The sequence below is a fragment of the Bradyrhizobium sp. genome (genome assembly GCF_004799445.1).
Lineage (GTDB): Bacteria > Pseudomonadota > Alphaproteobacteria > Rhizobiales > Xanthobacteraceae > Bradyrhizobium.
Window position 1 is genome coordinate 37,007 of the sequence record NZ_SSNA01000073.1, and the last position, 7,955, is coordinate 44,961.

Below are 7,955 nucleotides of genomic sequence, written 5' to 3' on the forward strand. Positions count from 1 at the left end.
CAAAGTGCACCCCCGTCGCAGCCTCCCCCCCGCGACCGAGGGCCGCAGCCATGCGTCCCCATGGTGGCTTCACTTTTAGGCAACGTTGCCCATGTTAGGGGCGGTTCCCTTGTCGGGATTTGAGGACATTGACATGAAATTTACGCAACGCGCCCGCGGCATCGTCCAGACGATTGCCGTCGCACTGTCGCTGGCGTTACCGCTGGTAGCGGCGATCGCGCCGGCCGACGCCCGGATCGGCGGCGGCGTCAGCTCGGGTTCCCGGGGAGCGCGAACGTTCACGGCGCCACCGAGCACTCCGACCGCGCCCAATGCGGCGCAGCCGTTCAACCGCACCATGACCCAGCCGGCCAGCCCCGGTCTGGGCGCGCCGGCCGGCGGCGGGTTCTTCAACCGGCCGGGCATGGGCATGCTGGGCGGGCTTGCCGCGGGCTTCCTCGGCGCCGGCCTGCTGGGCATGTTGTTCGGCGGCGGAATGTTCGGCGGCCTCGGCGGGTTTTCGTCGATCATCGGCCTGATCCTGCAGATCGGCCTGATCATCATCGTGGTCAGGCTGGCGATGTCATGGTGGCAGCGCCGTCATGAGACGGCCTCCGCCTTTGCGGGCGGGCCGGCCGCACCCGGCGCGCCGTCAAGCTTCCGCACCGCAACGGGGTTCGGACTGGGATCGGGCAGTGCGCCGCTCGAGATTCTGCCAAGCGACTACGAAGCCTTCGAGCGGTTGCTGACCGAGATTCAGGCCGCCTGGACCAACGAGGATGTCGCCAGGCTGCATACGCTGGCGACCCCGGAAATGGTGTCGTATGTCACCCAGGATATCGCGGACCACAAGGCGCAAAACATCGTCAACACGGTCTCCGACGTCAAGCTGCTGCAGGGCGATCTTGCCGAAGCCTGGCGCGAAGGCGAGACCGACTTCGCCAGCGTGGCGCTGCGCTATTCGCTGATCGACAAGACCACCGATCGCACCACCGGCCGGCTGGTCAAGGGCAGCGAGCAGCCCACCGAGGCGACCGAAGTCTGGACCTTCCTGCGCCCGCGCGGCGCCAACTGGGAGCTCTCGGCGATCCAGCAAACCTGATCGTGCGCGAGCTGACGACGATACAAAGGCGCCGCGGCTGATGCCGTGGCGCCTTTTTCATGTCGGCGTCGCGGAAGTGGAATAATATCGGTCAGGATGGGTTGATCCCTGACTGGACGGCTCATGCCAAGGCCATTCAAATCAAAGGGCCATTCAAATCAAGAATAAATTGGAGGAACAGATGCCCACTCTTGCCCAAATCATCTCGCCTGTCGGCCTGATCGCGGCCGCCGCGGCGTTCGCTTCTGTTGCGGCCCAGCCCGCGCAGGCGCAATCGGCCAGCACCACCTTCTTCGTGACCTCCGTCGGCATCGGCAATGGCGGCAACCTCGGCGGCCTTGCCGGCGCCGACAACCACTGCCAGACGCTGGCGCAGGCCGCGGGCGCCGGCGCCAAGACCTGGCGCGCCTATCTCTCGACGCAACCCGCCGATGGCAAGCCGGCGGTCAACGCCCGCGACCGCATCGGCAAGGGACCCTGGCAGAATTCAAAAGGCGCGGTGATCGCCAAGGATGTCGCCGAGCTGCACGGCGCCAACAACCTGACCAAACAGACCGCGCTGAGCGAGAAGGGCGACGTCAACAACGGCCGCGGCGATACGCCGAACCGCCACGATGTGCTGACGGGATCGCAAGCCGACGGCACGGCCTTTGCCGCCGGCGACGACCGCACCTGCAAGAACTGGACGAGCAGCACCCAGGGCGCGGCGATGGTCGGCCATTCCGACCGCATCGGGTTGCGCGACGATGACGCGTCGAAATCCTGGAACAGTTCGCACCCCTCGCGCGGACCCGACGGCGGCTGCTCGCAGCCCGACCTCAAGAGCACCGGCGGCGACGGCCTGATGTACTGCTTCGCGGCGAACTAAGTTTGTATTAGCGGGTTAGCGCAAATGAACATAGCTTCGCGGCGGCGGAGCTGTGTTCATACTTCTATTGAAGGGCCTTTCCATGCGCTACGAACTCTATTACTGGCCGTCGATTCAGGGCCGCGGTGAATATGTCCGTCTCGCGCTGGAAGAGGCCGGCGCCGATTATGCCGATGTCGCGCGCAGCGAGCGCGGCATGGCGGCGATGATGCGGATGATGGAGCAAAACGGCGGCACGCCGCCGTTCGCGCCGCCGTTTCTGAAGGCCGGCAAGCTCGTGATCGGGCAAACCGCCAACATCCTGCTCTATCTGGGATCGCGCCACGGCCTGGCGCCGAATGCGGAAGCTGGAAAGTTATGGCTTCACCAGCTGCAGCTGACGATTACGGATTTCGTGCTGGAAATTCACGACACCCATCATCCGCTTGGGCCGTCGCTGTACTACGAGGATCAGCGGGCCCCTGCGAAAAAGCGCACGAACGAATTCTGGAAGCAACGCGTGCCGAAATATCTCGGCTATTTCGAAGCTCTGGTGAAGGACAATGGCGGCTTCTATGTTACGGGGCGCAGGGTCACTTACGTCGATCTGTCGCTGTTCCAGATCGTGGCAGGGCTGCGGTATGCCTTTCCAAGGCGCATGAAGGCCTTCGAGCGCCGGATTCCCGGACTGCGCGATCTGCATGACCGCGTGGCGAACCGTCCGAACATCAAGGCGTATCTCGAGAGCGACCGCCGCATCGCCTTCAACGAGGACGGCATTTTCCGGCATTACAAAGAGCTGGATATTTAAACCGTCATTCCGGGATGGTCCGAAGGACCAGACCTCAGATGTGCGATTGCACATCGGGGAATCTCGAGATTCCGGGTTCGCTCGTTTCACTCGCGCCCCGGAATGACGGGGAGGATTCTACCTGTTCCTGCCATCGATCGCCGTCATCGCCAGTTTGGCGAGCTCAATCCCGTCGATGCAGCTGACATTCAGCGCCACCACCTCGGTGCCATCGGGCTTGCTGCCACGCGCGAACACTTCGACGCCGCAGTCGATGCAGGACTGATGCCGGATCGCGTGCTTGTTGAACAGATATTCCCGCAGATTGTCCTCGCCGGCGCGCAGCTGAAAATCCTTCGGCGCAAGGAATGCGAAATGCAGGCCCTTCTTGGTGCAGATCGAGCAGTTGCACGCGGTCACCATGGCGAGATCCGTGGTGCATTCGAAGCGCACCAGGCCGCAATGGCAGCCGCCGGTGAAAGTCTTGCTGGTCATCGGTCCACTTCCTCACCAAAGTCCGGGCAGGAGACGATAGCGCACCTGCGCGGTGTAGTCAGCATAGCCCGGCAGGCCCGCGAGCAGCGCGCGCTCCTCGATGCGGGCGCGGATCGCGAGCAGCACGGCGAACAGCGGCGCCATCGCCACGCCCCACCACGAACCCAGCCACAGCGGCGTGCCGATGAAGAACAGCATGGCGCTGCTGTACATGGGATGGCGTACCCAGGCGTAGGGGCCGGTCGAGATCACGCGATGGTGGCGCTCGGCCTGCACCCTGACGACCGGCGCCGCGAAGGAATTTTCGTGAAACACCCACATGATGCAGCCGGTCGAAACCAGGTACATCGCCAGTCCCAGCGCCTCGAGCGGCAACGGAACATGGGAGGCGTCGGCACGCCGGTCGATCCCGATCGCGACAAACCAGACCAATACGGCCGCGAGGAATACCAGCATGAATTTCTTGTCGGCGGCAGGCTGCCCGTCGCGCGCGGTGAGCCGCATCCGTTCGGCGAGCAGCGCCGGGTCGGTTCGGGCGAGCCACCATCCGCAGGCGGGGCCGAGCACCGCCGAGGTCGCGAGGAATGCCCACGCTCCCGGCCATTGCAGCGTGCCCGCCGAGGCGAACAGCACCGCACCCATCGCGATGACGAAGAATGAGTTCTGCAGCAGCAATCTGGCGATCATCCCGGGTCCCCGTTACCGGGCCGGGACGATCGCGCGGTTTTCCGGCAAACTTGCGGCGGGTGGTCTTCTAAAGCGTTTTCAAGCGAAGCATGCCCTCGGACTTGATCCGGGGGTGGAGACCGGTTCGCGTCAAGAAAACGCGTCAGTTCAAGAATCCAGAGCCCCGTTTCGATTCAATCGAAACGGAAAAGGCTCTTGTCGCCTTCCGGGGGAGAACTATACGAGCGGGATTTAGGCTAGCTGATTGATCCGCGTTCCCTGTCCGGGCGGCAGCGGGGCCACAACCTGCGGCTGGGTCGCGCCGGCGTCGTTGGCGTCGCCATCGTTCTGCGCGGTGGGCGGCTTGGGCGTGCTGGTGTCGGGAGGGGTCACCGGCGGTGATGCCGGAATGCTCGAAACGTTCATGGACAGATTCCTTTTGCACTTGATCGCCCGATTGTGACGATTCGGGTGCGAAGGCTTCGTGAATCCAATCCCTAAATCAGGTCGTATCGCGGCCCCTCGCGTCACATGGTGAACGTCAGGCACCTTGTTTCCGATAAAATTGCAGCGATTGCGTCAGCCTTGGATTTACCTACTCATCCTTGCGGCGCGAGATCGCGATCGAGATTTCCGTCTTGGTCCGCGAGCAATTCATGTCGAGACGGCGGTAACGCGATTTGACGTCGTCGCCGCGAAAGATGCCCAATTGCGACAGGCAGCGCGCGACGCCCTTCTGCATCTCGTCCTTCGGCAGCGTGAAGACGAGGGCGGCGGCGCGGGCGACGAAATCGACGAATTCCGGCTTCGGCTTGCGGCCGTCGGCCTTGGCGTAGAGTTCGTTGCTGTAGTTGCGGCTGGCGCAGCCGAGCGAGAGTTCCTTGGCCAGCGGATGCGACAGGTAGATGACGTTGGCCGCCGTGATGCCGATCTTGATTCCGTCGATCTGGTTCTTGAGCTGGCCCGCGATATCGTCGCAGCGGTCGGCGCGCGCCGGTGAGGCGGCGAACGCGGCGAGCAGCGCCAGCGTGGCGAATATGGCGTGCCGGAATTGGTTTCTTGTCATGAATACCCCCGCGCCATTGAAGCTTGCGCGGAAGATTCATGCAAGCGCCCAGCCGCGACCGGGAGAGCGATCGCGGCGGCAGGCTGCAAATTCGAAGGATGGGCCGAAAACGGCGCTATTCGGACTTGCCCTTGTGCGCCAGCGAAACTCCGGCTTGCCGGCGGGCGCAATCATTGAAGAAGGTTTTGCCGTCGCAGCCGCAGACCACCAGTTTTCGTCCGGTGATCTGCGGGCAGAACCGCGGCTTGACCGCGCAGATACCCGTCAGGTCGAACCGGCCGCAGGTTCCGGGTTTGAATGGCAGAACAGGCCGGCGTCGCATGGCTCCCCGATAAAGCCGCCGCAGGTTTTGCCGACCCCGACCGCGCCGGCGGCGGTGGGGATAGCGGTCAACAACGCCATTGCCGCTGCGAATGAAATCACCATACCGATTTTCACAGGCGCCTCCCTTGTTGCGTTTATTAGTTATAAAAACAACCAGAGATTATAATCCGGATTTTGGCCGAATAAAGAAGAATAAGCCGCTTCGGCAGAATACCGCGACACCGGCGATACCGAGAGGACCATTTTGGTCGCGGGCAGCCACGGCGTCCCGTTCGCGTCACCGCCTGAAGATGAGAGCTTTTCGACCATATAAAAATATGGTAATATTTACATACAAAATGATGGTTCAGGCCCGATGTCCGATTTTGAGCGGGATCCGGCAAAAGACAGGGTCAATCGGACAAAGCATGGCGTCGGATTCGAGCTTGCCCAGCTGGGGTTTCTGGACCCGCTGCGCGTCATCGCTGAAGACCTCGATCATGGCGGCGGTGAGCAGCGTTACTTCTGTTTCGGCGGGGTCGAAGGCGCCGTCATGACGGTGCGCTTCACATGGCGCAACCAGCGGATCAGGATTTTCGGGGCGGGATACTGGCGAAAAGGAAGAGCGGTCTATGAAAAAGCCAACGGCTAAGTACAGCAAGGGCAAGATCGGCCGCGTCAGGATCGTCGAGGACTTCCTGCCGTCGCCGGACAGGCTGGTGCTGCGCGAGGACAATGTGAAGGTGACGCTGAGCCTGTCGCAGCGTTCGGTGGCGTTTTTCAAGCGCGCCGCGCGCCAACGCCGCGTGCCCTACCAGCGCATGATCCGCGCGCTGGTGGACGCCTACGCGGAGAAGCAGGAAGGGAAGGGATAGACGGCTTCTCGTGCTGCCACTGCCATACGGGCGAATTAGCGTCGTTGCCGATGGTATCCGAGAAAAAGTGAAGGACGTGTCGTGGATGCAGTATCCGGAACCTTCCTTTTGTCCGAAAAGTGCTTAGAACCGTTCAATCGCCGGACAGCCTCAGCAGGCCTTCCGGTCCCAAAAACCGCGAGTCACCCATGAACGCCCCCACCGCATTCCCCGATCCAAAGCCCGTCCCGCCCTACAAGCACACGCCGCTGTTTCCGCTTGGGCCGGACACCACGCCGTACAAGAAGATCGCGACCGAGGGCGTGCGGGTCGAGAAGGTGCTGGGCAAGGACATGCTGGTGGTGTCGCGCGAGGCGCTGCGGGCGTTGTCGGAGGCCGCGTTCGGCGACATCAATCACTATCTGCGCCCCGGTCATCTGAAACAGCTGCGCGCGATCCTTGATGACAAGGAGGCCAGCGACAACGACAAGTTCGTCGCCTTCGATTTTTTGAAGAACGCCAATATCGCCGCCGGCGGCGTGTTGCCGATGTGCCAGGACACCGGCACCGCGATCATCATGGGCAAGAAGGGTTTTCGCGTCATCACCGATGGCGACGATGAGGCAGCACTTTCGGAAGGTGCGCGCGATGCGTATTTGCGCCGCAACCTGCGTTATTCGCAGGTGGCGCCGCTGTCGATGTATGAGGAGAAGAATACCGCCAACAACATGCCGGCGCAGTGCGAGATATATGCCGAGGGTGATGACGCCTACAAGTTCATGTTCATGGCCAAGGGCGGCGGCTCCGCCAACAAGAGTTTTCTGTTTCAGGCGACGCCCTCGGTGCTGACCAAAGATAGGATGCTGGCGTTCCTGAAGGAGAAGGTGCTGACCTTGGGCACCGCGGCGTGTCCGCCCTATCATCTGGCGATCGTGATCGGCGGCACCTCGGCCGAACTCTGCATGAAGACCGTGAAGCTGGCCTCGGCGCGCTATCTCGACGCGCTGCCGACCCATGGCTCGCCCGACGGCAACGCCTTCCGCGATCTCGAGATGGAGCAGGAAATCCTTGCCATGACGCAGTCGCTGGGCGTCGGCGCGCAGTTCGGCGGCAAATATTTCTGCCACGACGTCCGCGTCATCCGGCTGCCGCGCCACGGCGCCTCCTTGCCCATCGGCCTTGGCGTATCCTGCTCGGCCGATCGCCAGGTGCTCGGCAAAATTACAAAAGACGGCGTCTATCTCGAGGAGCTCGAGCATAATCCGGCGCAGTATCTGCCTGTTGTCGAACAGGCGCTCGGCGGCGAGGTCATCAAGATCGACCTCAACCAGCCGATGAGGGACATTCTAGCAACGCTTTCGAAGCATCCGATCAAGACCCGGCTGTCGCTGACCGGCACCATGATCGTGGCGCGGGATTCGGCGCATGCCAAGTTGCGCGAGCGGCTGGAGAAGGGCGAGCCACTGCCGGATTACTTCAAGAATCATCCGGTCTATTACGCCGGTCCCGCCAAGACCCCGGAAGGCTACGCTTCCGGCGCGTTCGGCCCGACCACGGCGGGACGGATGGATTCCTTCGTCGATCAGTTCCAGGCGGCGGGCGGATCGATGGTGATGGTGGCCAAGGGCAACCGCGCGGTCGCGGTGCGCGAGGCCTGCAAGAAGCATGGCGGATTTTATCTGGGCTCGATCGGGGGAGCGGCGGCCAACCTCGCCGAGCACTGCATCAAGAAGGTCGAGGTGGTGGAATATCCCGAACTCGGCATGGAAGCGATCTGGCGCATCGAGGTCGAGGATTTCCCGGCCTTCATCATCATCGACGACAAGGGCAACGACTTCTTCAAGGAATTGAAT

General features: G+C 62.5%; 11 protein-coding genes. 6 read left to right on the forward strand and 5 right to left on the reverse strand.

What is annotated here, in order from left to right; all coding sequences use genetic code 11:
* The first annotated feature begins 133 nt into the window (after positions 1 to 133).
* From E8A46_RS10215 to E8A46_RS10225, 3 genes are all read left to right on the forward strand, one after another.
* On the forward strand, positions 134 to 1,081 hold the full coding sequence (locus E8A46_RS10215) for a Tim44-like domain-containing protein (RefSeq protein WP_291560109.1): 948 nt from the start codon (positions 134 to 136) through the stop codon (positions 1,079 to 1,081).
* 181 nt (positions 1,082 to 1,262) lie between these two features.
* The gene (locus E8A46_RS10220) at positions 1,263 to 1,949 is read left to right on the forward strand and encodes a lectin (RefSeq protein ID WP_291560111.1); all 687 of its coding nucleotides are present in this window, start codon (positions 1,263 to 1,265) and stop codon (positions 1,947 to 1,949) included.
* 82 nt (positions 1,950 to 2,031) lie between these two features.
* A complete protein-coding gene (locus E8A46_RS10225; protein ID WP_291560113.1) occupies positions 2,032 to 2,739 on the forward strand; it encodes a glutathione S-transferase in 708 nt (235 codons plus the stop codon).
* A 117-nt stretch (positions 2,740 to 2,856) separates the two neighbouring features.
* Here the strand turns inward: E8A46_RS10225 and E8A46_RS10230 are convergent, their stop codons facing one another.
* The 5 genes from E8A46_RS10230 to E8A46_RS10250 form a co-directional block, all read right to left on the reverse strand.
* Positions 2,857 to 3,213, reverse strand: a complete 357-nt coding sequence (locus E8A46_RS10230; RefSeq protein WP_291560116.1) for a GFA family protein — start codon at positions 3,211 to 3,213, stop codon at positions 2,857 to 2,859.
* A 12-nt stretch (positions 3,214 to 3,225) separates the two neighbouring features.
* The gene (locus E8A46_RS10235; protein ID WP_291560119.1) at positions 3,226 to 3,900 is read right to left on the reverse strand and encodes an isoprenylcysteine carboxylmethyltransferase family protein; all 675 of its coding nucleotides are present in this window, start codon (positions 3,898 to 3,900) and stop codon (positions 3,226 to 3,228) included.
* 231 nt (positions 3,901 to 4,131) lie between these two features.
* On the reverse strand, positions 4,132 to 4,305 hold the full coding sequence (locus E8A46_RS10240; RefSeq protein WP_291560121.1) for a hypothetical protein: 174 nt from the start codon (positions 4,303 to 4,305) through the stop codon (positions 4,132 to 4,134).
* Positions 4,306 to 4,474: 169 nt separating this feature from the next.
* Positions 4,475 to 4,945 (reverse strand): hypothetical protein, encoded by a 471-nt coding sequence (locus E8A46_RS10245; protein WP_291560122.1) that lies wholly within the window; start codon positions 4,943 to 4,945, stop codon positions 4,475 to 4,477.
* A gap of 115 nt (positions 4,946 to 5,060) precedes the next feature.
* On the reverse strand, positions 5,061 to 5,267 hold the full coding sequence (locus E8A46_RS10250; protein ID WP_291560124.1) for a Kazal-type serine protease inhibitor domain-containing protein: 207 nt from the start codon (positions 5,265 to 5,267) through the stop codon (positions 5,061 to 5,063).
* A gap of 357 nt (positions 5,268 to 5,624) precedes the next feature.
* Between E8A46_RS10250 and E8A46_RS10255 the strand changes: the two genes are divergently transcribed.
* The 3 genes from E8A46_RS10255 to E8A46_RS10265 form a co-directional block, all read left to right on the forward strand.
* On the forward strand, positions 5,625 to 5,900 hold the full coding sequence (locus E8A46_RS10255) for a BrnT family toxin (RefSeq protein WP_291560125.1): 276 nt from the start codon (positions 5,625 to 5,627) through the stop codon (positions 5,898 to 5,900).
* Positions 5,881 to 6,123 (forward strand): hypothetical protein, encoded by a 243-nt coding sequence (locus E8A46_RS10260; RefSeq protein WP_291560127.1) that lies wholly within the window; start codon positions 5,881 to 5,883, stop codon positions 6,121 to 6,123. Before E8A46_RS10255 ends, E8A46_RS10260 begins: the two co-directional genes overlap by 20 nt.
* Before the next feature lie 188 nt (positions 6,124 to 6,311).
* On the forward strand, positions 6,312 to 7,955 hold a 1,644-nt coding region (locus E8A46_RS10265), incomplete at its 3' end, for a fumarate hydratase (RefSeq protein WP_291560130.1).

Excerpts from the sequence above, each read along its gene's own strand:
- E8A46_RS10245 (WP_291560122.1), bottom strand. The coding sequence starts at position 4,945 with ATGACAAGAAACCAATTCCGGCACGCCATATTCGCCACGCTGGCGCTG.
- E8A46_RS10260 (WP_291560127.1), top strand. The coding sequence starts at position 5,881 with ATGAAAAAGCCAACGGCTAAGTACAGCAAGGGCAAGATCGGCCGCGTC.
- E8A46_RS10225 (WP_291560113.1), top strand. The coding sequence starts at position 2,032 with ATGCGCTACGAACTCTATTACTGGCCGTCGATTCAGGGCCGCGGTGAA.
- E8A46_RS10215 (WP_291560109.1), top strand. The coding sequence starts at position 134 with ATGAAATTTACGCAACGCGCCCGCGGCATCGTCCAGACGATTGCCGTC.
- E8A46_RS10230 (WP_291560116.1), bottom strand. The coding sequence starts at position 3,213 with ATGACCAGCAAGACTTTCACCGGCGGCTGCCATTGCGGCCTGGTGCGC.
- E8A46_RS10255 (WP_291560125.1), top strand. The coding sequence starts at position 5,625 with ATGTCCGATTTTGAGCGGGATCCGGCAAAAGACAGGGTCAATCGGACA.
- E8A46_RS10220 (WP_291560111.1), top strand. The coding sequence starts at position 1,263 with ATGCCCACTCTTGCCCAAATCATCTCGCCTGTCGGCCTGATCGCGGCC.
- E8A46_RS10250 (WP_291560124.1), bottom strand. The coding sequence starts at position 5,267 with ATGCGACGCCGGCCTGTTCTGCCATTCAAACCCGGAACCTGCGGCCGG.
- E8A46_RS10235 (WP_291560119.1), bottom strand. The coding sequence starts at position 3,900 with ATGATCGCCAGATTGCTGCTGCAGAACTCATTCTTCGTCATCGCGATG.
- E8A46_RS10240 (WP_291560121.1), bottom strand. The coding sequence starts at position 4,305 with ATGAACGTTTCGAGCATTCCGGCATCACCGCCGGTGACCCCTCCCGAC.